Here is a 22,275-nt window from a genome sequence, read left to right on the forward strand (position 1 = left end):
ACGTCGCTGCGCGAAACGTGCGGCCCGCGCCGCCCGCGCCATGCTGCGGCCGGGTAGGTTCCGGTGTCATGACGCGCAAGCGCGCCCGTGAACGGGCACCCCTCGACGACGTCGCGAAGGCGATCATCGAGCAGCTGCAGCAGGACGGGCGTCGCTCCTACGCCGCCATCGGCAAGGTCGTGGGGCTCTCCGAGGCCGCCGTGCGCCAGCGGGTGCAGCGGCTCACCGACAGCGGCGTGATGCAGGTCGTCGCCGTCACCGACCCGCTCGAGCTCGGCTTCGCCCGTCAGGCGATGGTCGGCGTCCGCGTCGAGGGCCCGATCGAGCCCGTGGCCGAGGCCGTCTCGGGGCTGCCCGAGGTCGACTATGTCGTCGTCACGGCGGGCAGCTACGACCTGCTCGTCGAGGTCGTCGCGGAGAGCGACGAGCACCTGCTCGAGATCATCAGCGGCCGGCTGCGCGCCATCGAGGGCGTGCTGGCGACGGAGACCTTCATGTACCTGCGCCTGCACAAGCAGACCTACTCCTGGGGCGTGCGGTGATGGAGTCGTGAGCGACCTGCGCGCCGCCCGCTACCGCGACCTGTCGCTGTGGCACCAGACGACGACGACGGACTGGAGCCCGCGCCCGCGCCTCGACGGCTCGCTCGACGCCGACGTCGCGATCGTCGGCGCCGGCCTCACGGGTCTGTGGACCGCGCACTACCTCGCCGAGGCCGAGCCGTCGCTGCGCGTCGTGGTCGTCGAGTCCGAGGTCGCCGGCTTCGGCGCCTCCGGGCGCAACGGCGGCTGGTGCTCGGCGCTCTTCCCCGCGTCGCAGGCCACGTTGGCCAAGGCCTCCTCGCCCGCGGAGGCCGAGGCGCAGTACGCCGCGATGCGCGGTGCGGTCGACGAGACCCTGCGCGCCGCCGCCGCGGAGGGCATCGACGCCCAGGCCGCCAAGGGCGGCACGATCGTGCTCGCGCGCACCGAGGCCCAGCTGGCGCGGGTCCGGGCCGCTGACGAGCCGGTGCTCACCCCCGCCGAGGCCGGTGAGCACGTGCGGGCGAGCGGCACCCTCGCCGCGACGTACTCCCCCGACTGCGCGGCGCTGCACCCCGCCCGCCTCGTGCGCGGACTGGCCGACGCCGTCGAGCGCCGCGGCGTGCGCATCCTCGAGCAGACCCCGGCGACCGCCCTCGAGACCGGCCGGGCCCGCACTGCGTACGGCGACGTGCGGGCCACCCACGTCATCCGGGCCACCGAGGGGTTCACGCCGCGGCTGCGCGGCCTGGCCCGCGCCGTGGTGCCGGTCTACTCGCTCATCGTCGCGACCGAGCCGCTGCCGACCGCGGTGTGGGACGAGATCGGCCTCGCCCGGCGCGAGACCTTCTCCGACCACCGCCACCTGATCATCTACGGCCAGCGCACCGCCGACGACCGGCTGGTCTTCGGCGGCCGCGGCGCGCCGTACCACTTCGGCTCGAGGATCGCCGCGTCCTACGACCTCGACCACCGGGTCTTCGCCGACCTGCACGCGACCCTGCTCGACCTCTTCCCGGTCCTGCAGGGCACCCGCTTCACCCACGCCTGGGGTGGGCCCCTCGGCATCGCCCGCGACTGGCACGCCTCCGTCGGCCTCGACCCCGCGACCGGTCTCGGCTGGGCCGGCGGCTACGTCGGCGACGGCGTCTCGACGACCAACCTCGCCGGGCGCACGCTGCGCGACCTGGTGCTGGGTCGCGAGACCGAGCTGACCCGGCTGCCGTGGGTCGGGCACCGCTCACCGTCGTGGGAGCCCGAGCCGCTGCGCTGGCTCGGCATCAACGCGGGCCTGCGCCTCATGACCGCCGCCGACGCCGAGGAGCGCCTCACCGGCCGGCCCAGCGTGCTGGCGCGCACCGTCGCTCCGCTCCTGGGTGGCTAGGGGGACATTTCCCCGGCTGACCGGGGAAAGGTGCACCTGGGGGGCGAAATGTCGGCCCCCAGGTGCACCCTCTGCCCGCTGACCGGGGAAAGGTCCCAGCAGGGTGCAGGATGGGTCCCGTGCAGAAGCGAGCCCTCGTCCGCCGTCCCGGTCCGCGCCTCGACGAGGGGCTGCTGACCCATCTCGAGCGCACCCCGGTCGACGTCCAGCTCGCCCAGCGGCAGTGGCTCGACTACGTCGAGGCGATGCAGGCCGAGGGGTGGCAGGTCTTCGAGGTCGAGCCGGCCGACGACTGCCCCGACGCGGTCTTCGTCGAGGACACCGCGGTGGTCTACGGCGACCTCGCCGTGATCACACGACCCGGCGCCGACGAGCGCAAGCCCGAGACGCCCGGCACCGAGCGGGCCCTGGTCGAGGCGGGCTACCGCATCGCCCGCATCGAGGCGCCGGGGGCCCTCGACGGCGGCGACGTGCTCAAGCACGACGGCACCGTGTGGGTCGGGCTCGGCGGGCGTACGAACCAGGCCGGCGTCGACCAGCTGGCCGCCCACCTGGAGCCGCTCGGCGCCCGCGTCGTGGGCGTGCCGATCACCAAGGTCCTGCACCTCAAGTCGGCCGTCACAGCCCTGCCCGACGGCACCGTGGTCGGCCACGAGCCGCTGGTCGACGACCCGAGCGTCTACCCGTCGTTCCTGCCGGTGCCCGAGGAGGGTGGCGCCCACGTGGTGCTGCTCGACGCCGACACCGTGCTCATGGCGACCTCGGCGCCGCGCACCCGTGAGCTCTTCGAGGAGAGCGGCCTGCGCGTGGTCGCGGTCGACATCTCGGAGTTCGAGAAGCTCGAGGGCTGCGTGACCTGCCTGTCGGTGCGGCTGCGGGGCTGACCCCCGGCCCGCTCAGCCGAGGCCGTTCTCCGCCGTCTTCGCCGGGACGGTCCGCGCGTCGAGCCAGGCGGCGAAGAACCCGTCGAGGTCCTGGCCGCTGACGCTCTCGGCGTAGGCCTCGAACTCGCCCACGGAGGCGTTGCCGTAGCGGTGCTGCTCGGCCCAGCCGCGCAGGATCGTGGCGAACGCCGTGGCGCCGACCCGGTTGCGCAGCGCCGCCAGCGCCATCCCGCCACGGTCGTAGACGGCGCTGTCGAAGATCCTCTTCGCCCCCGGCTCCGAGACCCGCACGGACCAGAAGGGTCCGTTGCCCGCCAGGTCGGCGTACTTCTGGCGCAGCCAGGCGTCGGTCGTCGGACCGCCGTGGGTCTCGGCGTAGGCGGCCTCCATGTAGGTCGCGAACCCCTCGTTGAGCCAGATGTCGCGCCACTTCGCGACCGACACCGAGTCACCGAACCACTGGTGGGCGAGCTCGTGGACCACCAGCGAGGTCGTCTCGGAGCTGGCGGCGGGGTAGGTCGGACGCGTCTGGTTCTCCAGGGCGAAGCCGACGTCGAGGGAGGTCATCAGACCGCCGGTCGAGGAGAACGGGTAGGTGCCGAGCACCGACTCCAGCCAGGAGGTCACGTCGCCGCTCTGGAGCATCAGGGCCATGCCGTCCTTGCGCTGGGCGGGCGGGAGCTGCTTCGACACCGCGACGGTCCACGGGTGGCCCGCCGTCGAGCCGGTGCGCACCTCGAAGGGCCCGGCCGCGAAGAACGCGAGGTATGAGGCCATCGGCTCGCTGGCGCGCCAGCGGGTCGTCGCCGACCCGCCCTCGACCCTGCGGCCCACGAGGTCGCCGTTGGCGACGACCTTCTTCGCCTTGGGCGCCGTGATCGCGATGTCGTAGGTCGCCTTGTCGCTGGGGTGGTCGTTGGCCGGGAACCACCAGGTCGCCATGTGCGGCTCGTTCATCGCCACGACCTCCTGGCCGTCGGCGAGCCAGTTGCTCTCGCCCTGCGAGGACTCCTCGGCCGGCGTGCCGGCGTACTCCACGCGGACCGTGACGCGCTCGCCCTCGGCCAGCGGCTTCGCCGGGGTGATCTGCAGCTCGTGGTCACCGACCTGGTCGAAGGCGGCGGGGCGACCGTCGACGCGCACCGAGGAGACGTCGAGCAGGAAGTCCAGGTTGAAGCGAGAGAGCGCCTCGGTGGTGCGCAGCTCGAGCGTCGTGCGGCCGGTGAGCCGGCCGCTGCCGAAGGCGTAGCGGTCGTGGATGTCGTAGTGCAGGACGTCGATGCCGCCGTTGCCGTCGCGCGGGAAGTAGCGGTCGCCGATGCCCGCGGCGCCCTTCTGGGGCTTCGCGCCGGTGTCGGCGGGGCCCGCCTCGGCGGTCCCGGCCACGAGGGTCGAGGAGAGGGCGAGGACGGCGGTGGCGCTGAGCACACGGGTGGTCAGCCGAGAAGGGGTGCGCACGGGGTGAACGTACTCCCGCCACCCGCGTCAAGGGGGCCGGGGCTGCCGTCGAGGGTCAGTGGTGATCGTCGAGCGACCGCGGCGGGGCGATGAGCTCGAGGTGCCCTCCTCGCGGACCGTCCAGGTAGATGATCCGTGTGCCGGCGCGTGGCCCGGCGGTCATGAGGTGCGGAGCCCCGACGACGTGCCAGCCGTGGCGACCGCAGACGTCGATCACGGCGTCGAGGTCTCGCACCGTGAGCGCGATGTGCGCCGCTCCGGATCGTGCGGGGCTGGTGAGCTCGTCGCTGAGGGTCGGCGGGTCGTACTGCAGCAGCTCGACGCGGTGCGGGCCGAGAGTCACCGTCGCAGCGCGGATCGTGGCTCCACCGACGCCCGTGGTGCCCTGCGTGACCGCCTCGTCGAGGGTGAACTGCCGTTCGAGGGTGAACCCGAGGCCGTCGCACCACATGCTGAGAGCGTCGTCGAGATCGGGGACGGTCAGACCCGCGTGGGCGACGTCTTCGACGAGAGGAGCAGCGCTCACCGTGTCAGGGTAGTGCGCCCGTCCCGTCCCGGGCGTCGTGAACCGTCCGTCGCGGCGACCTCGGCGCCGCGCGTCGGCACCACGTGTCGGGTCGCAAAACCCGTTGCGCACGTCCGTCGTACGCCGACACGATGGGCCGGACCGACCCGTGCGACCACCCGTGACCAGAGAGGGGCGTGACATGACCACGACTGTCCTCGGCCTGCCCGCAGCCCGAACCCCTCTCACCTCACGGAGCACCACCACCCATGTCTTCGCCGTCCCACCCGTTCCACCCCTCTGACGACTCCTCCGACGAGAACGAACCGGCGCTCGACCCGGCGCTCGACCCGGCGCTCGACCCGGCGTTCGTCTTCGACTTCCGGACCTACGACGACCTGGCCGAGGGCCAGCGTTGGAGCACCTGGCTCGACGTCGAGCCGCTCTGCCGCGGCCCGGAGCCCCGCCCCGACTGGGTCGTGACCTCGCGCGGCGCCGTCGACACCGAGCTCGGCATCCTCAAGACCGGCAAGGAGGGCGACGTCCACCTGCTCGAGCGCGCCGACCCCCACGACCCGGACAGCGGGGTCGTGATGGCGGCCAAGCGCTACCGCAGCCCCGAGCACCGCACCTTCCACCGCTCGGCGACCTACGCCGAGGGGCGCGGCATGCGCCGCTCCCGCGACGTGCGGGCGGTCAAGCGGGGCAGCACCTTCGGGCGGCTCGTGGCCCAGGGCGAATGGGCGGCGGCGGAGTGGGCCGCACTCACCCGGCTCTGGTCGCTCGGCCTGCCGGTGCCCTACCCCGTCCAGATCGACGGCACCGAGCTGCTCATGGAGTGGATCTCGGTGACCGGTCCGGACGGGACCCGCGAGACCGCTCCCCGCCTGGCACAGACCCGTCCGGAGCCCGCGCTGCTGGCGTCGTACTTCGAGCAGCTGCGCACCGTGCTGCTGACGCTGACCCAGGTCGGCGTGGTCCACGGCGACCTGTCGGCCTACAACCTGCTGGCCCAGGGCGAGCGGCTCGTCGTCATCGACCTGCCGCAGCTGGTCGACCTGGTGGCCAACCCGCAGGGCTTCGACCTGTTGCAGCGCGACTGCGCCAACGTCTGCGCGTGGTTCCGCGGGCGGGGGCTGGACGTGGACGAGCACACGCTGTTCGCCGAGCTCGTGGCCGCGGCGTTCTGAGGCGGTGCACCGGGGCGCCACAGGTTCCGGACAGGTCGGCTCGCCACGCTGGCGTCATGCAGACGACTCTCCGGAAGGCAGGACTCGTGGCGGCGGCCTTCGCCGCGGTCGCGGCGGGGGCACTCGGCGGGGCCGGCCTGGCGGCGGCCTCCGGTGACGGCGGCTCCTCGTCCGGGCCGGGCCGCGGCGGCTTCGGGCCGGGTGGCGGGATGCCGGGTCAGATGGGCCAGATGCCCGGCGGTGGCATGCCCGGCGGCGGGATGCCCGGTCAGACGAACGGCGGTCAGCCGCCCGGCGGAGCGCCGTCCGGCGCGACGACGCCGGGCAGCACCGCGACCACCTGAGGCCGGCCGGGCCGTGCGGGTACGGTCTGGCCGTGAGCCGCAGTCGGGGTCGGGTGGTCCGGATCGGGACGCTCGAGGAGCTCGACCGGCGTCTCGCGGCGGGGGCCAGCCGGCTCTCCGGGTGGCGGGTGACCGGGCTCGACCTGAGCGAGCGCGGCGACACGCTGCTCGCCCACCGACCCGCGGGCGCGACGTTCCTGGGCTGCACCTTCGCGCCGGGCGACGCCGAGCGGGTCCAGGGGGCCGGGGCGCTGGTGCTGCCGAGCATCGAGACGGCGCCGGTCGACGTCTACCGCACCGCGCTCTACACAGCGCGCGAGCTCTACGACGTGCAGCCCTACGCCCGCTCGCTCGATGCCCGCGCCTACGCCTGGTCGCAGGGACGGGGCGGCCCGGACGACGCCTTGGCACAGGCCCTCCACGACCACGCCGTCGACGAGGCGCTGCAGGCCTGGACCCACCAACGGCGCGCCGCGGGTCAGCGCCTCGTCGGGGTGATGGGCGGCCACGCGACCGAGCGCGGCGAGCCGTCGTACGCCGACGCGGCGCGGCTGGGCCACGCGCTCGGCGCCGCGCACGTGGTCGCGACCGGCGGCGGCCCCGGCGCGATGGAGGCGGCCAACCTCGGCTGCCTGCTGGCCGGCGCGCCCGCCGCGGCCCTCGACGACGCGCTCGCGCGGCTGAGCGCCGCGCCGTCCTTCCGCCCGTCGGTCGACGCCTGGGTGGCGCCGGCGTTCGAGGTGCTGGACGGTGTCGCGGAGCCGCACGACTCGCTGGGCATCCCGACCTGGCACTACGGCCACGAGCCGCCCAACGTGTTCGCGACGGCGATCGCGAAGTACGTCCGCAACGCCACCCGCGAGGCGGTGCTGCTCGAGCTGTGCGACGCCGGGATCGTCTTCCTGCCCGGCGCGGGCGGCACGGTGCAGGAGGTGTTCCAGGACGCCTGCGAGAACTACTACGCCGACGAGTCCTCGGTGGCCGACATGGTGCTGGTCGGGCGGAGCTACTGGACCGAGACGCTGCCGGCGTGGCCCCTGCTGCGCGCCCTGGCGCAGGGGCGCACCATGCAGGACCGGGTGCACCTCGTCGACACCGTCGACGAGGCCGCGGCGCTGCTGACCTCCGGTGCCGCGGGGCCTCAGGCCACCAGCGCGCGGTAGCCGGTGCAGGTGCCGACCACGTCGCGGTAGTGCTCGACCAGGGCGACGTTGACCGCCTGCCACGAGCGGCCCTCCACCGAGCGGCGGGCGTCGAGGCCCATCCGGGTGCGGAACGCCGCGTCGCGGGCCAACCGGTCGACGTACCCGCCGAGGTCGTGGCCGTCGCCGGGCTCGTAGAGGAACCCAGCGACCCCGTCGGCGACGACGTCGACCGGGCCGCCGGCCCGCGGGGCCACCACCGGCACCCCGGACGCCAGCGCCTCCTGGGCGGACTGGCAGTAGGTCTCCCAGCGGCCGGTGTGCACGAAGACGTCCAGGCTGGCGTAGGCCCGGCTCAGGTCGTCGCCGTGCAGCACCCCGAGGAAGTGCGCGTCGGGCAGCAGGCGGCGCAGCCGGGCCTCCTCGGGACCGCCGCCGACCACGACGAGGGCGTAGCGGTCGTCGCCGGAGAGGTAGGTCAGCAGCTCCAGCTCCTTCTCGGGCGCCAGCCGGCCGACGTACCCCACGAGGAGGCGACCGTCCGGGGCGAGCCTGTCGCGCCACGCCTGGTCGCGGTGGCGGGGGTGGAACGACGACAGGTCGACCCCGCGCGGCCAGATCGCCACGCGCGGGACCTCGAGCTCCCGCAGCTGCTGCACGCTCGCCGACGACGGCGCGAGGGTGCGGTCGACGAGGGTGTGGATGCGGCGGGTGAGGTAGGCCATCGCCTTCACTCCCCCGGCCCCGAGCCCGGGCACGGTGTACTGCTGGGCGAAGCCGACCAGGTCGGTCTGGTAGATCGCCACGCTCGGGATGCCGAGCTCGTCGGCGACGCGCGCCGCCTGGTGGCCGAGGGTGGCCGGCGAGGCGATGTGGACCACGTCGGGGCGGAAGCGCAGCATCTCGGCGCGCAGCCGGGTGCGGGTCTCGAGGCCGATGCGGAAGTCGCGGTAGAACGGCAGCGACGCGCCGCGGGTGCGGTGCACCGGGAAGCCGGCGTACGTCGCGGGCCCGGTCGGCGCGACGAGCACGGCCTCGTGCCCCTCCGCGGCGAGGTGCTCGAGGACGCGACGGACGGAGTTGGTGACGCCGTTGACCTGGGGCAGGAACGACTCGGCCACGACGAGGACACGCAGGGGTGTGTCGGTCACGGTCCGGACCCTAGGAAGGCGGGGTCAACGCGGACCCAGCACCCGCGCAACGTCGTGTGAACGACGCGTGACCGGCGTGACCGCCCTCACGAACGGCCGGGTGGGTCTACTCCGAGGCGGCGAGCTGGCCGCAGGCGCCGTCGATCTCGCGTCCCCGGGTGTCACGGACGGTCGTCGGGATGCCGCGGGCCTCGAGCCGGCGCACGAACTCGCGCTCGTCGGCCGGGTCGGAGGCGGTCCACTTCGAGCCCGGCGTCGGGTTGAGCGGGATCAGGTTGACGTGCACCCAGCCCCAGTCGCCGTGCACCTGCAGCACGTCGGCGAGCAGGTCGGCGCGCCAGGCCTGGTCGTTGATCCCGCGCATCATGGCGTACTCGATCGAGACGCGGCGCTTGGTCCTCGCGGCGTACTGCCAGGCGGCCTCGACGGTCTCGACGACCGAGAAGCGGGTGTTGATCGGCACCAGCTCGTTGCGCAGCTCGTCGTCGGGGGCGTGCAGGCTGAGCGCGAGCGTGACCGGGATGCCCTCCTCGGTCAGCTGACGGATGCGGGGCACGAGCCCCACGGTCGACACGGTGACACCGCGCGCCGACATGCCGAGACCCTCCGGCGCGGGGTCGGTGAGCCGGCGCACGGCGCCGATGACGGCCTTGTAGTTGGCCAGCGGCTCGCCCATGCCCATGAAGACGACGTTGGAGACGCGGCCCGGACCGCCCGGCACCTCGCCGCGCTGCATCGCGCGGGCCCCGGCCAGCACCTGCTCGACGATCTCGGCGGTCGACATGTTGCGCTGCAGACCGCCCTGGCCGGTCGCGCAGAACGGGCACGCCATGCCGCAGCCGGCCTGGCTGGACACGCAGACCGTCGCACGGTCGGGGTAGCGCATCAGCACCGACTCGACGAGCGAGCCGTCGAAGAGCTTCCACAGCGTCTTGCGGGTCGTGCCCTTGTCCGCCTCGAGCGTGCGCAGCGGGGTCATCAGGTCGGGCAGGAACGCCGAGACGAGCTCCTCGCGCTGCCCGGCCGGCAGGTCGGTCATCTCGGCCGGGTCGTCGACGAGGCGCCCGAAGTAGTGCGTGGAGAGCTGCTTGGCGCGGAACGCCGGCAGGCCGTGCTCGGCGGCCAGCTCCTGCCGCTCGGCCAGCGTCAGGTCGGCGAGGTGGCGCGGCGGCTTGCCGCGACCCTTCGGAGGGTCGAAGACGAGGGGCAGCTGGCGCGGCTGCTCCGTCCGCCCGGCCTGGTCGCTCACGACTGACGCTCCACCATGAACCACAGCACGGCGGCTGCCACTCCGATCACGACCACGGCGGAGAGAACCATCCCCAGCCAGAAGTACTTCCCGAACCGGCGTGTGCGCTGGTTCACCACGAGTGCGATCGGCACCACCAGCGTCACCAGCACGAACGGCACGAGCTCCTCGGCCCGGTCCGCCCCGAACAGCACCGTCATCAGGGCGATGAACCCGCCCGGCACCAGCGCGACGTACAGCAGACCGGCGTAGAAGCCGGTGAGCGCGGCGAACGTCGGGTGCTCGCGGTCGCGCCACGCGGGGCGCCCTCGCCGCGCGCCGTCGTCCTCGGCCGCCGCGTCGGCGGCCCGCTCGCCCGTGCTCATCGCCCCGACCCTATCCGGCCCCGGGCTCTGCGGCCCGCTTCGCACGCCCACCCCCGGTCGGGGAACGACCGAGTCCCGGCCACGGCGGTTGAGGAAGACGAAGTCCTGTCTCGAAACCACGGCACCACCGCACCGCTGGTCGAGCAGAGAAGGCCGCCAGGCCTGAACGTCGTCGAGACCCCCACACCTCGGCACCTGCTCGCACCGCACCGGGTCTCGACACGCGGGTCACGGCTTCGTTCCTCAGCCGTGCCGCTCGCTCGACCACCATCACTCTGACCGACCTCGTTCCTCGGTCGGTCAGATTCAGAACACCGCGTAGTGCAGCAGCAGCCAGATCGGGGCGATGGTGGCGAGCAGCGAGTCGAGCCGGTCCATCAGGCCGCCGTGACCGGGGATGACCTGGCTCATGTCCTTGATGCCGAGGTCGCGCTTCATGACCGACTCGCAGAGGTCGCCCAGCGTGGCCATGACGACCGCGATGACGCCGAGCGCGACGCCGACCCACCAGTCGCCGTCGAGGAGGTAGACGACCAGCACGATGCCGCCGGCGATGCAGGCGACCACCGAGCCGGCGAACCCCTCCCACGACTTCTTCGGCGAGATCACCGGCGCCATCGGGTGCTTGCCGAACAGGACGCCGGCGACGTACCCACCGGTGTCGGAGGCGATGGTGATGAGGATGAAGGTGATGATGCCAGCGACGCCGTCGTCGCTCAGCCCGGCTCCGGAGGTGCCTCCCTCGGCCAGCATCAGGGCGACGAAGGAGCCGAGGAACGGCACGTAGACCAGCGCGAACACCGACGCGGTGACGTTCTGGACGTAGCCGTCGATGCCGCGCTGCAGGAGCCAGAGCATCGTCACGAGCGCGGTGACGGCGGTGGCGACGGACAGTGCGGGCGCGCCCCAGAAGTAGGCGACCACGACCATGACCGCGCCGCCCACCATGAGCGGCTGCTCCGGCAGGTCGATGCCCTTGGCGAGCAGCCCCTTGCGCAGCTCCCACATCGCCACGACCACCGCCGCGACGACGATCAGCATGAACGCCGTCTTCCAGAAGAACAGGCTCAGCGCGATCGCGCCGAGCAGGACGAACGCCGAGGCGAACGCCGCTCGCAGGTCGCGCCCGGCGCGCCCGTGGTCCTTGGCGGGGGGCGCCGTGGCCGGCTGGGAGCCGGTCATACCTCGAGGAGCTCGGCTTCCTTGTGCTTCAGCATCTCGTCGATGGCGTCGGTGTGCTTCTTGGTCGTGCCGTCGAGCCGCTTCTCGGCGCCGGTGACGTCGTCCTTGCCGACCTCGCCGTCCTTCTCGAGCTTCTCGAGGTTCTGCTTGGCGGTGCGGCGCAGGTTGCGGATGGCGATCCGGCCGTCCTCGGCCTTGGTGCGCGCGACCTTGATGTACTCCTTGCGGCGCTCCTCGGTGAGCTCGGGGAACACGCAGCGCAGCACGCGGCCGTCGTTCGAGGGGTTCACGCCGAGGTCGGAGTCGCGGATGGCGCGCTCGACGGCACCCATCGAGCCCTGGTCGAAGGGCTGCACCAGGATGATCCGCGGCTCGGGGGCGGTGAACGACGCGAGCTGCTGCAGCGGCGTCATCGAGCCGTAGTACTCGACCGTGATCTTGTTGAACATGCTCGGGTGCGCGCGGCCGGCGCGGATCGCCGCGAACTCCTCGCGGGTGGCCTCGACCGACTTGTCCATCTTGGAGTCGGCTTCCTTGAGGATGCTGTCGATCACCACTGCTCCTGTTCGTCCGGGCGGCCGTGGGCGCGCGGGGCTGCTGCTGGGGGGTGCCGGTGGGCGGGTCGCGCCGGCGGGAGGGTCACCCTGCGGTGACCAGCGTGCCGATCCTCTCACCCTGGACGACGCGCAGGATGTTCCCCTCGGTCTGCATGCCGAAGACGACCATCGGCAGCTCGTTCTCGCTGCAGAGCGTGAACGCCGTCTGGTCCATGATCCGCAGGTCGCGAGCGATGGCCTCGGAGTAGGTCAGCTCGTCGTACTTGGTCGCGGTCGGGTCCTTGTGGGGATCGGCGCTGTAGACGCCGTCGACACCGCTCTTGGCGTAGAGCACGACGTCGCAGCGGCTCTCGAGGGCCCGCTGCACCGCGACGGTGTCGGTGGAGAAGAAGGGCAGGCCCATGCCGGCGCCGAAGATGACGACGCGGCCCTTCTCCATGTGGCGGATCGCGCGGCGCGGCACGTAGGGCTCGGCGACCTGACCCATCGTGATGGCGGTCTGCACGCGCGTCTCGACGCCCAGCTTCTCGAGGAAGTCCTGCAGGGCGAGGCAGTTCATGACGATGCCGAGCATGCCCATGTAGTCCGCGCGGACGCGGTCCATGCCGCGTTGCTGGAGCTCGGAGCCGCGGAAGAAGTTGCCGCCGCCGGTGACGACGGCGATCTCGGTGCCGGCCTGCGAGGCGGCCGCGATCTCCTTGGCGATCGTCTGGACGACGTCGGGGTCGACGCCGACCTTCCCGCCCCCGAACACCTCCCCGGAGAGCTTCAGCAGGACTCGGCGGTATCCGGGCACGTGCAGCTCCTCCGGGGTGGTGTCGGGGACGGGATCGAGGTGGTGGCTCAGGCGCCGACCTCGAAGCGGGCGAAGCGCGTCAGCGTGGTGCCGGCCTCGTCCAGGACCGCCTTGACGGTCTTCTTGTTCTCGGTGACCGACGGCTGCTCCAGCAGGACGACGTCCTTGAAGAAGCCGTTGAGGCGACCCTCGGTGATCTTGGCGATCGCCTGCTCGGGCTTGCCCTCCTCGCGGGAGGTCTGCTCGGCGATGTCGCGCTCCTTGGCGACGACGTCCGCGGGGACCTCGTCACGGGTGAGGTACTGCGGGCGCATCGCGGCCACCTGCATGGCGGCGGCACGAGCGGCCTCCGCGTCGCCGGTGTACTCGACGAGGACGCCGACCGCCGGGGGCAGGTCGGCGGCACGCTTGTGCATGTAGGCGACGACGTCGCCCTCGAAGCGCACGAAGCGACCGAGCTCGATCTTCTCGCCGATCGAGACCGCGAGACCCTCGACGACCTCGCCGACGGTCTGGCCGTCCAGCTCGACCTTCTTGAGGGACTCGACGTCGTCGACGCCCGCCGCGGAGGCGGCGTCGGCGATCTTCTGGGCCGCGGCGACGAAGTCGTCACCCTTGGCCACGAAGTCGGTCTCGCAGTTGAGCTCGACGAGCACGCCGGGGGCGTGGGCGACGAGACCGTTGGTGGCCTCGCGCTCCTCACCGCGCTTGGCCGCCTTGGCGGCGCCCTTGACGCGGAGCAGCTCGATCGCGGCCTCGATGTTGCCGTCGCTCTCGTCGAGCGCCTTCTTGCAGTCCATCATCCCGGCGCCGGTGAGCTCGCGGAGCTTCTTGACGTCGGCAGCGGAGAAGTTCGCCATGAGTGGGTGCTTCTCTCTTCCTCTAGGAACCGAACGGTGGGTGGGTGGAGCTCAGGCCTGGGCGGACTCGTCCGCGGGCGCCTCGGTGGCAGCCTCGGTGGACTCGGCAGCCGGGGCCTCGGTGGCAGCCGCGGCGGCCTCCTGCGACTCGGCGGTCTCGCTGCTGGCGCCGGTGGCCTCGCTCGCGGCGTCGGCCTCGGCCGGGGCGCTGGTCGCGGTCTCGGCGGCCTTCTCGGCCTCGCCACCCAGGAGCTCACGCTCCCACTCGGCCAGGGGCTCCTCGGCACCGACGGCCTCGGTGCCCTCGCCGGCCTTCACGCCGGAACGGGCGATGAGGCCCTCGGCGACGGCGTCGGCGACGACGCGGGTCAGCAGCCCGACGGCGCGGATCGCGTCGTCGTTGCCCGGGATCGGGAAGTCGACCTCGTCGGGGTCGCAGTTGGTGTCGAGGATGCCGATGATCGGGATCCGCAGCTTGCGGGCCTCCTCGACCGCCAGGTGCTCCTTCTTGGTGTCGACGATCCACACGGCGGACGGGGTGCGGCCCATCTCGCGGATGCCGCCGAGAGTCTTGTCGAGCTTGTCGCGCTCCCGCTTCATCTGCAGGAGCTCCTTCTTCGTGCGACCCGAGCCGGCGACGTTGTCGAAATCGACGTCGTCGAGCTCCTTGAGGCGGTTGATCCGCTGGTGCACGGTCTGGAAGTTGGTGAGCATGCCGCCGAGCCAGCGCTGGTTGACGTAGGGCATGCCGACGCGCGTCGCCTGCTCGGCGATGGCCTCCTGGGCCTGCTTCTTGGTGCCGACGAACATGATCGAGCCGCCCTTGGCCACGGTCTCCTTGATGAAGGCGTAGCTGCGGTCGATGTAGGCCAGCGACTGCTGCAGGTCGATGATGTAGATGCCGTTGCGCTCGGTCATGATGAAGCGCTTCATCTTCGGGTTCCAGCGACGGGTCTGGTGACCGAAGTGGACGCCGCTCTCGAGGAGCTGGCGCATGGTGACGACTGCCATGATCTTCTCTTCCTTGTGGTGGGCCCGCGCGCCGTCTGCTCGCCCTTGGCTCAGGACGTGCCGGCTCGGGGTCCGGTCGGGTTCTCAGTTGTCACGGCCTCGTGCAGGGGTCTGCGTCGGCCGCCCTGACGCCTGCGCGCGACCCGACCCGGCGCTCCGTGGAGCCTCGGGACCGAGGGTCGACGCCCGCGGGTGCTCGGGCCTCACAAGGCGGCCCGTCGCGGTCTGCATGCGTGCGAAGTCAGCCCCGGAGGGCTGCCTTGCAAGACTAGTCGCAACCGCGACCGGGCCGCGAATCCTCCACAGGCGCCCTCGGCCTGCCGTTCGTCCACAGACGGCCCGGCTCCGCCGCCCACGAGCCTCCCACGGCCGCAGGGTGGTCGTCATGACCCGCACCCGCCGCTGCGTCCTGCTCGTGGGGCTCGCCCCGCTCCTCCTGCTGCTGTGCCTGCCGGTCCGGGCCGCGGCCCTGCCCGATCCGGTGCCGGTCGGCGTCTGGCCGCTCCAGCCCGCTCCCCCACCGGTCGTCACCCACTTCGACCCACCGGCCGACCCGTACGCCGCGGGGCACCGCGGCGTCGACCTGCTCGGCCACCCGGGCCAGGTCGTCGCGACCGCGCTCGCCGGCTCCGTCACCTACGCCGGGCTGCTGGCCGGGCGCGGGGTCGTCGTGGTCGACCACGGCACCACCCGCACGACGTACCAGCCGGTGAGCGCGAGCGTCACCGTCGGCACCTCACTGGCGGCTGGCGACCCGATCGGCACGCTCGAGCTGCCGGGATCGCACTGCTTCCCTCGCAGCTGCCTGCACTGGGGCTGGATCGAGGGCGAGACCTACCTCGACCCGTTGCTGCTCGTCGGCGGCGGCCCGGTGCGGCTGCTGCCACTGTGGCGCCATGAGCCGTTGGCGAGGCCTACTCGATGAGCCGTACCGGGTCGCCTGTGATGTTCGCGCTCCAGGTGGTGAAGTCCGTGACACTGGATGGGAACGTGATCGCGACGGAGAACCAGCAACCGCCGAGAGTCGTGTCGTTGCAGTCGTAGTCATTGGGTATGGGGATGAACAGTCGTTCCACTTGCCCGTTGTGGGTGCTGGACCGGACCGTGACGGTGCAGTTCGCGGCGGGCGTCAGCGCCTCACCGTTCAACGCATGGGTGCAGTTCGGGATCGCGCTGGCGGACTTCAGGGTGTTCTTGGCATCGGTCGGCGCCACGACACGCACCGTCGCCCCCGACGTGGTGGCTCCGTCGGCAGGGTCGAAGAAGTCGAAGGCGATGTACTGTCCGCGCGTGTTCGGCAGGGCTCGGATGAGATTGAAGGTCGCGGTGCTGCCCGCCTTGTTCTGCAGGATCGGCATGTTCTCATTGCCCGCCACGGCGACGTACGACGCCTTGCTCGGGTCGCTGGGTACGGCCCGGAGCGCGAACGAGTTCAGGCCCACCCCCGACAGGGTGTTGCCCTCTGACAGGAGCGCGTTGGGATTGCCCTCGTACACGAGAGAGCTCTTCACCACCCCCGCAGGGTTCCGGTTGCCGACTGGCGTCCCGCCTGTCGTCGTGACGTTCGTCCGGACCTGCAGGTAGTAGTCCCCGGCTCTGCCCGGGGTGAAGGTGCACAAGGAGACCCACTGGTGGAACAGCTGCGCCTTCTGCAGGTCGTAGGAGCTGTTGTTGCCGGTGGCTCGGTCCATGTTGGTCCATTGCGAGAGTTCAGACGTCGTCGGTGGACTCGAGCTCCCGACGAACTGCTTCGTGCACCCCGAGATAGGGGTTGCGACACGGGGGTTGCGCGCCTCGTTCGCGGCTCGGAGGACAAACGTGGTCACCGGCGGGCTGCCCGACTTCCCCCCGGGGTTGTAGTCCCCTGAGCAGTAGGTCGCGCTCGTCGAGTAGCGACTCTTGCCGTCGGTGGTCACGTAGCTGTTCATCTTGTTGTACGCACCGACAGGACTGGCGCTGCAGTTGATCTCTGTCCTCATGTAGGCCGGGTCGTAGATCTGCACCGTGATGGCTGTGTTCTTTGCCTCCTCCTCGACATGGACGGCCCAGTAGTAGCCGTCGGCCCGGAACTCTGAGTTCTTCCCGCCTGCGCACTGATACGTCGACGCACCGGCACAGGCGGAGGTCATGAATCTGTCGCCTTGCACCTTGTCGGTGTCGGCTCCCTCGACCGCAGCCCAGAAGAATGGCGTGCTCGAGCAGTTCGGGAACGGCGACGACGGCAGAGCAGACCCGGCGGGTTGGGCGGCCGGTGCAGCCTGGCTCGGTGGTTCGTTGCCGAAGGTGTTGCACGGACTTCCCATGGGCGCAGGCGCTGTGAAGTCAGCCGTGGCCGATCGCGTGATCGTCGTGCGGTCGAGACCGATGAAGCCCCCGAAGGCGTTGTCCACCGGAGCGGACAGCGACACCCGGAGCTCGCTGGGCAGGTCGCCCGACGACACAGTCATGACGATGCCAGCACTCGTGGTGTCATAGCCGTTGCGCTTCGCGACGGCGGCAGCGGCAGCCCGGGCACCGGTGAGGTTGTTGGGCATGTAGGTGACCCCGGCGAGCGCGGCCGCATCGGCCGTCTTCTGCAGTCGCTCTGCCTCGGCGTACCAGCGGGCCGTATCGACGCCTACCGCGGCCAACCCCATCAGGACCGTAGAGGCAAGGATCGCTACCAGCAGCGCGGCGTACCCGGCCTCGTCCTGATGGCGCCGGCACCCTGTCACTTGCGGCCCACCGCATTGGCCGCGCAGATGTTGCTGGCGAGGGGCTCGAAACCGAAGACGGCGTGGTCGTCGATGTCGATGGAGTCACCGAACATCCCGGTCAGGAACCGGTGGCGTGCCTTCATGTACACCCCGACCATGTCCGGCGACTGGTTGGCACAAGCCGCGATCGACTTCGACATCCACGTCCCGCTGACGTAGCGGAACTGGTCCTTGGACGCCACCCACTTGTACCGAATGCACGCGGTCCCGCAGATCCACTGCTTGGAGCCGTTGGGGCCGGGATAGCCCTCGTCGTTCGCCTTGTAGATCCACAACTCCTGGACGGAGTCCCTCGGCAGGGCACTCCCGGCCCGTTCGATGGCGTCGGCGGCATACTGCGCGAACAAGGGCGCCGCCACCGGATCGCAGCCAGCCTCACAGTCTCCGCCTTGCGCAGCACCGGCCTGCCCGGAGTTCGCGTCTGCCGAAGCCGTCCGACCTCCGTTGCGGACAGCGGAGGTGAGCGCCACGTCATCTCTGACGAGCATCGTGAGCTCGACGATTCCGAAGACCATGATGAGCAGGATCGGGGTCACGAGAGCGGCCTCGACGGCGACGGCTCCGCGCTCGGACCGCCCGCGCAGACGGCACCGGAGCCAGTACACCTCGCCACCCTCCCCAGACCGAGTCCTGTTGGCGTCACGCTAGGCGCGCACCGCGCGCTGCGGGAGCGAACGGCGAGGAGGTGGCCGTTCGTACTAGTCCACTTCCCGTCCACAGGCGGCAGCCTCGGACGACTTCTCCACAGAGGCACCGCCGCCCCGAGCGGAGCGGCCGCCGGCGGACGAGGCTCGTGCCCAGGAGGTCAGACATGACGACAACTGCGGCCAGCCGGCAGGCGCTGGGTGCCTACGGCGAGGACGTCGCCGCCCGGATGCTCACCCTCGAGCGCGGCATGACCCTGCTCGACCGCAACTGGCGGTGCGCCGAGGGCGAGCTCGACCTGGTGCTCACCGACGGCCCCGTGCTCGTGGCCTGCGAGGTGAAGACCCGACGTGGCACCTGGTGCGGCTCGCCCCACCAGGCCATCGACGATGCCCGGCTCGAGCGGCTGCACCGGTTGGTGTGGCGCTGGGCCGAGCACCACGACCACCGGACCGAGGAGGTGCGCGTGGACCTCGTCGCGGTGCTGCGGCCCCGGCGCGGGCCGGCCGAGGTCGAGCACGTCGAGGGGCTGGGCTGATGCCGTTCGCGACGAGCCGCACCGTCTCGCTCAGCGGCGCGACCGGCCACCTCATCGACGTCCAGGCCGACGTCTCACCCGGTCAGGTCGCCACCGTCCTCGTCGGCCGGCCCGACACCGCCCTCAACGAGGCCCGCGACCGGTGCCGGATGGCCATCGTCAACAGTCGCCTCGACTGGCCGACGACGCGGCGCACCACGATCCTGCTGAGCCCGGCCGACCTGCCCAAGCGCGGCACGCACTACGACCTGGCGATCGCCGTGGCCGTCCTCGGGGCGGTCGGTGTCGTGCCCCCGACCGCACTCGACGGTGTGGTCTTCATCGGTGAGCTGACCCTGGCCGGCGGGCTCCGGTCGGTGCCCGGGGTGCTGCCGATGGTGCTGGCCGCCTCGCAGCGCGGCATCCGCCACGTGGTCGTGCCCGAGCCGCAGGCCGCCGAGGCCTCGATGGTGCCGGGTGTCGACGTGCTCGGCATGCGCTCGCTCGCGCAGGTGGTCGCCGAGCTCCGCGACGAGCCCGTGCCCGAGGCGCCGCCCGTCGCCGAGATGTCGGGCAGCCGCCTGCTGTCGTGGCGAGGGGCCGACCGGATGGACGAGGTCGACCTGTCGGACCTCGCCGGCATGGAGGATGCGAGGTACGCCGTGGAGGTCGCGGCCGCGGGCGGTCACCACCTGCTGCTCTCCGGACCCAAGGGCTCGGGCAAGACCAGCATCGCCGAGCGCATCCCCGGACTGATGCCCGATCTGACGCCCGAGGAGTCGCTCGAGCTCACGGCGGTGCACTCGCTCGCGGGGGCTCTGGAGCCGGGTGACCGGATGCTGACCAGACCGCCGTTCACGGCTCCCCACCACGACGCCAGCACCGCCAGCCTGGTCGGGGGCGGCTCGGGTGCCGTCAAGCCGGGCGAGATCAGCCGGGCCCACTGCGGCGTCCTCTTCCTCGACGAGTTCCCGCTGTTCCGCGCCGACGTCATCAACGCGCTGCGTCAGCCGCTGGAGAGCGGTGACATCAGCGTGGCCCGCCGCGACGAGTCGGTGACGCTGCCCGCCCGGGGCCTGGTCGTGCTCGCGGCCAACCCGTGCCCCTGCGGCGACTTCCACCCGGAGGCCCGGATGAGCCGCTGCACCTGTCGTGAGGTCGAACGGCGCGACTACCGCCGCAAGGTCACTGGCCCGATCACCGATCGCATCGACATCACCCGCCACCTCGCCGCGCCGACGCCATTCGCCGGTCGCGACCCGCTGAGCGCGCGGGAGTCGACGTCCGAGGTGCGCGGGCGGGTCGAGCGCGCCCGGGTCCGCCAGGCGGCGAGGTACGCCGGCGAGGGCTGGCGGCTCAACGCTCACGTGCCCGGCCCGTCGCTGTCCCAGCGGTGGCCGCTCACGCCCGAGGCGGTCAAGCTGGTGGACGAGCACCTCTGGAACGGTCGACTGACCCGCCGAGGCGTGACCCGGGTGCACCGACTCGCCTGGACGGTCGCCGACCTCGCCGGCGTCGACCGGCCAGGTGTCGAGGAGGCCGACGTCGCGCTGCGACTCAGATCGGGCACACCGCTGCTCGCAGCGACGGTCCGGAGAGCCGGATGAGCGGCAGTGCGGGCGGACCGGAGGTCGAGGCCGCCCTGCACCAGGTCGACCGGCTCGCCCGGCTCGCGCTCAACCGGCTCTGCGAGCCCGGCGACCTGCGGGTCGCGGCCCTGGTGGCCGAGCTCGGCGCTCCCCGGTTGCTCGACGCGCTGCTCGCCGACCGCGACGTCGCCGGGATGCTCGACGACGTCGCCGGACGCCTCGAGAGCCACGATCCCGAGCGCGACCTGGAGCGGGCCGAGCGGCGCGGCTTCCGGTGGGTCGTCCCGGGTGACCCGGAGTGGCCCACCTCGCTGGACGACCTCGAGGCGGCCGAGCCCCTCCAGCGCCTGGGTCGCGCCCCGCTGGGCGTCTGGGTCCGCGGTCCCGTGAGGCTGCGCGACCTCAGCGACCCGGTGGCCTTCGTCGGCTCGCGGTCGGCGACGACCTACGGCACCGATGTCGCGACGGACCTCGCGGCGCGGCTGGCGCACGCCGGCTGCGTGGTGGTCTCCGGGGCGGCGATCGGGATCGACGAGGCGGCCCACCGGGGCGCCCTGGCGGGCGACGGTCCGACGGTGGCGGTGCTGGCGTGCGGGGTCGACCGCGCCTACCCGGCCAAGCACGAGCGGCTGCTGGACCACCTCGGCCGCCACGGCGCGATCGTCTCCGAGGCGGCCCCGGGCTGTGCCCCGACGCGGGTGCGGTTCCTGGCCCGCAACCGCCTGATCGCGGGGCTCTCACGCGGCACGGTGGTCGTGGAGGCGGCGGCCCGCAGCGGTGCCCTCAACTCGGCGAACTGGACCAACCGTCTGCTGCGACCGGTGATGGGCGTGCCCGGCCCGGTCACGAGCGCGACGTCGGAGGGCGTGCACGAGCTGATCCGCACCGGCGCGGCCACGCTCGTGACGCGCGCGGCGGAGGTGCTCGAGCTCGTCGGGGTCGCGGGCGAGCACCTGGTCGAGGAGCGGCGCGGCCCCGAACGCGTGCGGGACCGGCTCAACCCCAAGGAGGCGCGGGTGGTCGAGGCCGTGCCGGTGGCGAGTCCGGCCCCGTCGGACTCGATCGCTCGTACGGCGGGCCTCGGGGTCCTCGAGGTGACCGGGGTGCTGGCCACCCTGGCCCGGCGCGGCCTGGTCGAGCAGCTCCCGGTCGGCTGGCGGCTCGCCGACGGCGCGGCAGAGAGCTGAGCACCGGTGGCGTTCCTACTCTGGTCGTGTGAGCGCGCAGACGCCGGCCGAGCCGGTCGAGGCCGGACTGCCCGAGCCCATGGCCCGGGTGCTCGGCGACTACGAGCGCCACCTCGCCGCCGAGCGCGACCTCACCGGCCACACCGTGCGGGCCTACGTCGGTGACGTCGCGGGCCTGCTCGAGCACGCGAGCCGGCTGGGCCTCGACGGCGTCGACGAGCTCGACCTGCGCAGCCTGCGGAGCTGGTTGGCCAAGCAGCAGAGCCTCGGACTGTCGAGGACGACCCTCGCCCGCCGGGCCACGGCGGCGAGGGTGTTCACGGCCTGGCTCCACCGCACGGGGCGTGCGGCGCACGACGCTGGTGCCACGCTCGGCTCACCCAAGGCACGACGCCCGCTGCCGTCGGTCCTGCGAGCCGACGAGGCCGAGGAGCTGATCCGCGCGGCCGCCGAGCTGGCCGACGACGGCAGCCCGGTGGGAGTGCGTGACGTCGCGATGCTCGAGCTGCTCTACGCGACGGGGATCCGCGTCGGGGAGCTCGTGGGCCTGGACCTCGACGACGTGGACCGCGACCGCGACGTCGTCCGGGTGCTCGGCAAGGGTCGCAAGGAGCGGACCGTCCCGTTCGGCCGGCCGGCCGCCCGCGCGCTGGACCGCTGGCTCGCGGTCGGCCGCCCGGCCCTGCGGGCCGAGGGCGCGGGACCGGCCCTGTTCCTGGGTGCGCGGGGGCGACGCATCGACCAGCGGGCCGTCCGCGCGCTGGTGCACCGACGCATCGCCGACGTCCCCGGAGCGCCCGACATCGGCCCGCACGGCCTGCGGCACACGGCGGCGACCCACCTGCTGGAGGGCGGCGCCGACCTGCGCTCGGTGCAGGAGCTGCTGGGCCACGCCTCGCTGGCGACGACCCAGCTCTACACGCACGTCACCACCGACCGGCTGCGCGCGGCCTACCGACAGGCGCACCCCCGGGCCTGAGGC

Annotated in this window: 23 protein-coding genes; 11 read left to right on the forward strand and 12 right to left on the reverse strand. The window is 72.4% G+C overall.

Annotated elements, in window-relative coordinates:
• The first annotated feature begins 68 nt into the window (after positions 1–68).
• The 3 genes from GRQ65_RS00490 to ddaH all read left to right on the forward strand — a co-directional run bounded on the left by GRQ65_RS00490 (position 69) and on the right by ddaH (position 2,789).
• Complete coding sequence (locus tag GRQ65_RS00490; RefSeq protein ID WP_160874083.1) at positions 69–542, forward strand: Lrp/AsnC family transcriptional regulator; 474 nt, start codon at positions 69–71, stop codon at positions 540–542.
• A 7-nt stretch (positions 543–549) separates the two neighbouring features.
• Positions 550–1,905, forward strand: a complete 1,356-nt coding sequence (locus GRQ65_RS00495; protein ID WP_337191397.1) for an NAD(P)/FAD-dependent oxidoreductase — start codon at positions 550–552, stop codon at positions 1,903–1,905.
• Between the two features lie 119 nt (positions 1,906–2,024).
• A complete protein-coding gene (gene ddaH, locus GRQ65_RS00500; protein ID WP_439331837.1) occupies positions 2,025–2,789 on the forward strand; it encodes a dimethylargininase in 765 nt (254 codons plus the stop codon).
• Between the two features lie 12 nt (positions 2,790–2,801).
• On the opposite strand, the gene GRQ65_RS00505 is transcribed toward ddaH, so the two are convergent.
• Positions 2,802–4,247 carry a M1 family aminopeptidase gene (locus GRQ65_RS00505; protein ID WP_160874087.1) on the reverse strand — a complete coding sequence of 482 codons (1,446 nt, stop codon included), beginning with the start codon at positions 4,245–4,247 and terminating at the stop codon, positions 2,802–2,804.
• A gap of 55 nt (positions 4,248–4,302) precedes the next feature.
• Positions 4,303–4,773 (reverse strand): VOC family protein, encoded by a 471-nt coding sequence (locus tag GRQ65_RS23185; protein WP_160874089.1) that lies wholly within the window; start codon positions 4,771–4,773, stop codon positions 4,303–4,305.
• Positions 4,774–5,021: 248 nt separating this feature from the next.
• Here GRQ65_RS23185 and GRQ65_RS00515 point away from each other — a divergent pair, with 248 nt between their 5' ends.
• Genes GRQ65_RS00515 through GRQ65_RS00525 form a run of 3 tightly spaced genes read left to right on the forward strand, consistent with a single transcriptional unit; the run spans position 5,022 to position 7,449 of the window.
• Positions 5,022–5,942: an RIO1 family regulatory kinase/ATPase domain-containing protein gene (locus GRQ65_RS00515; RefSeq protein ID WP_160874091.1), complete on the forward strand. Its 921-nt coding sequence runs from the start codon at positions 5,022–5,024 to the stop codon at positions 5,940–5,942.
• Positions 5,943–5,998: 56 nt separating this feature from the next.
• A complete protein-coding gene (locus tag GRQ65_RS00520) occupies positions 5,999–6,286 on the forward strand; it encodes a hypothetical protein (protein WP_160874093.1) in 288 nt (95 codons plus the stop codon).
• A gap of 32 nt (positions 6,287–6,318) precedes the next feature.
• Positions 6,319–7,449 (forward strand): Rossmann fold nucleotide-binding protein, encoded by a 1,131-nt coding sequence (locus GRQ65_RS00525; protein WP_160874095.1) that lies wholly within the window; start codon positions 6,319–6,321, stop codon positions 7,447–7,449.
• Here the strand turns inward: GRQ65_RS00525 and GRQ65_RS00530 are convergent.
• From GRQ65_RS00530 to rpsB, 8 genes are all read right to left on the reverse strand, one after another.
• A complete protein-coding gene (locus tag GRQ65_RS00530) occupies positions 7,428–8,579 on the reverse strand; it encodes a glycosyltransferase (RefSeq protein ID WP_160874097.1) in 1,152 nt (383 codons plus the stop codon). The genes GRQ65_RS00525 and GRQ65_RS00530 overlap by 22 nt on opposite strands.
• Before the next feature lie 106 nt (positions 8,580–8,685).
• A complete protein-coding gene (rlmN, locus tag GRQ65_RS00535) occupies positions 8,686–9,828 on the reverse strand; it encodes a dual-specificity RNA methyltransferase RlmN (RefSeq protein ID WP_160874099.1) in 1,143 nt (380 codons plus the stop codon).
• Entirely contained in the window at positions 9,825–10,193 is a 369-nt protein-coding gene (locus GRQ65_RS00540) for a hypothetical protein (RefSeq protein ID WP_160874101.1), read from the reverse strand. Before GRQ65_RS00540 ends, rlmN begins: the two co-directional genes overlap by 4 nt.
• A gap of 306 nt (positions 10,194–10,499) precedes the next feature.
• Positions 10,500–11,375: a phosphatidate cytidylyltransferase gene (locus tag GRQ65_RS00545; RefSeq protein ID WP_160874102.1), complete on the reverse strand. Its 876-nt coding sequence runs from the start codon at positions 11,373–11,375 to the stop codon at positions 10,500–10,502.
• Positions 11,372–11,926 carry a ribosome recycling factor gene (gene frr / locus GRQ65_RS00550; RefSeq protein ID WP_337191436.1) on the reverse strand — a complete coding sequence of 185 codons (555 nt, stop codon included), beginning with the start codon at positions 11,924–11,926 and terminating at the stop codon, positions 11,372–11,374. The genes GRQ65_RS00545 and frr overlap by 4 nt, the downstream gene beginning before the upstream one ends.
• A gap of 88 nt (positions 11,927–12,014) precedes the next feature.
• Positions 12,015–12,728 carry a UMP kinase gene (gene pyrH / locus GRQ65_RS00555; protein WP_160874106.1) on the reverse strand — a complete coding sequence of 238 codons (714 nt, stop codon included), beginning with the start codon at positions 12,726–12,728 and terminating at the stop codon, positions 12,015–12,017.
• Positions 12,729–12,775: 47 nt separating this feature from the next.
• Entirely contained in the window at positions 12,776–13,588 is an 813-nt protein-coding gene (gene tsf / locus GRQ65_RS00560) for a translation elongation factor Ts (protein WP_160874108.1), read from the reverse strand.
• A 51-nt stretch (positions 13,589–13,639) separates the two neighbouring features.
• On the reverse strand, positions 13,640–14,599 hold the full coding sequence (gene rpsB / locus GRQ65_RS00565; protein WP_160874110.1) for a 30S ribosomal protein S2: 960 nt from the start codon (positions 14,597–14,599) through the stop codon (positions 13,640–13,642).
• A gap of 385 nt (positions 14,600–14,984) precedes the next feature.
• Here rpsB and GRQ65_RS00570 point away from each other — a divergent pair, with 385 nt between their 5' ends.
• On the forward strand, positions 14,985–15,524 hold the full coding sequence (locus GRQ65_RS00570; RefSeq protein WP_160874112.1) for a M23 family metallopeptidase: 540 nt from the start codon (positions 14,985–14,987) through the stop codon (positions 15,522–15,524).
• On the opposite strand, the gene GRQ65_RS00575 is transcribed toward GRQ65_RS00570, so the two are convergent.
• Together GRQ65_RS00575 and GRQ65_RS00580 are read right to left on the reverse strand one after the other, a co-directional pair.
• Complete coding sequence (locus GRQ65_RS00575) at positions 15,514–17,313, reverse strand: pilus assembly protein TadG-related protein (protein ID WP_160874114.1); 1,800 nt, start codon at positions 17,311–17,313, stop codon at positions 15,514–15,516. The two genes, GRQ65_RS00570 and GRQ65_RS00575, sit on opposite strands and share 11 nt — an antisense overlap.
• Positions 17,310–17,960 carry a TadE/TadG family type IV pilus assembly protein gene (locus tag GRQ65_RS00580; RefSeq protein WP_337191398.1) on the reverse strand — a complete coding sequence of 217 codons (651 nt, stop codon included), beginning with the start codon at positions 17,958–17,960 and terminating at the stop codon, positions 17,310–17,312. Before GRQ65_RS00580 ends, GRQ65_RS00575 begins: the two co-directional genes overlap by 4 nt.
• A gap of 206 nt (positions 17,961–18,166) precedes the next feature.
• Here GRQ65_RS00580 and GRQ65_RS00585 point away from each other — a divergent pair, with 206 nt between their 5' ends.
• The 4 genes from GRQ65_RS00585 to GRQ65_RS00600 all read left to right on the forward strand — a co-directional run bounded on the left by GRQ65_RS00585 (position 18,167) and on the right by GRQ65_RS00600 (position 22,272).
• Positions 18,167–18,538 carry a YraN family protein gene (locus GRQ65_RS00585; protein ID WP_160874118.1) on the forward strand — a complete coding sequence of 124 codons (372 nt, stop codon included), beginning with the start codon at positions 18,167–18,169 and terminating at the stop codon, positions 18,536–18,538.
• Positions 18,538–20,124 (forward strand): YifB family Mg chelatase-like AAA ATPase, encoded by a 1,587-nt coding sequence (locus tag GRQ65_RS00590; protein ID WP_160874120.1) that lies wholly within the window; start codon positions 18,538–18,540, stop codon positions 20,122–20,124. The genes GRQ65_RS00585 and GRQ65_RS00590 overlap by 1 nt, the downstream gene beginning before the upstream one ends.
• Positions 20,121–21,293: a DNA-processing protein DprA gene (gene dprA / locus GRQ65_RS00595; RefSeq protein ID WP_160874122.1), complete on the forward strand. Its 1,173-nt coding sequence runs from the start codon at positions 20,121–20,123 to the stop codon at positions 21,291–21,293. Before GRQ65_RS00590 ends, dprA begins: the two co-directional genes overlap by 4 nt.
• 79 nt (positions 21,294–21,372) lie before the next feature.
• Entirely contained in the window at positions 21,373–22,272 is a 900-nt protein-coding gene (locus tag GRQ65_RS00600; protein ID WP_160874878.1) for a tyrosine recombinase XerC, read from the forward strand.
• The last annotated feature ends 3 nt before the right edge of the window (positions 22,273–22,275 follow it).

The organism is Nocardioides flavescens (assembly GCF_009823805.1).
Classification (GTDB): domain Bacteria; phylum Actinomycetota; class Actinomycetes; order Propionibacteriales; family Nocardioidaceae; genus Nocardioides; species Nocardioides flavescens.

Excerpts from the sequence above, each read along its gene's own strand:
- tsf (WP_160874108.1), bottom strand. The coding sequence starts at position 13,588 with ATGGCGAACTTCTCCGCTGCCGACGTCAAGAAGCTCCGCGAGCTCACC.
- dprA (WP_160874122.1), top strand. The coding sequence starts at position 20,121 with ATGAGCGGCAGTGCGGGCGGACCGGAGGTCGAGGCCGCCCTGCACCAG.
- GRQ65_RS00520 (WP_160874093.1), top strand. The coding sequence starts at position 5,999 with ATGCAGACGACTCTCCGGAAGGCAGGACTCGTGGCGGCGGCCTTCGCC.
- GRQ65_RS00600 (WP_160874878.1), top strand. The coding sequence starts at position 21,373 with ATGGCCCGGGTGCTCGGCGACTACGAGCGCCACCTCGCCGCCGAGCGC.
- GRQ65_RS00570 (WP_160874112.1), top strand. The coding sequence starts at position 14,985 with ATGACCCGCACCCGCCGCTGCGTCCTGCTCGTGGGGCTCGCCCCGCTC.
- GRQ65_RS00515 (WP_160874091.1), top strand. The coding sequence starts at position 5,022 with ATGTCTTCGCCGTCCCACCCGTTCCACCCCTCTGACGACTCCTCCGAC.
- GRQ65_RS00585 (WP_160874118.1), top strand. The coding sequence starts at position 18,167 with ATGACGACAACTGCGGCCAGCCGGCAGGCGCTGGGTGCCTACGGCGAG.
- GRQ65_RS00540 (WP_160874101.1), bottom strand. The coding sequence starts at position 10,193 with ATGAGCACGGGCGAGCGGGCCGCCGACGCGGCGGCCGAGGACGACGGC.
- GRQ65_RS00590 (WP_160874120.1), top strand. The coding sequence starts at position 18,538 with ATGCCGTTCGCGACGAGCCGCACCGTCTCGCTCAGCGGCGCGACCGGC.
- GRQ65_RS00545 (WP_160874102.1), bottom strand. The coding sequence starts at position 11,375 with ATGACCGGCTCCCAGCCGGCCACGGCGCCCCCCGCCAAGGACCACGGG.
- rpsB (WP_160874110.1), bottom strand. The coding sequence starts at position 14,599 with ATGGCAGTCGTCACCATGCGCCAGCTCCTCGAGAGCGGCGTCCACTTC.
- GRQ65_RS00490 (WP_160874083.1), top strand. The coding sequence starts at position 69 with ATGACGCGCAAGCGCGCCCGTGAACGGGCACCCCTCGACGACGTCGCG.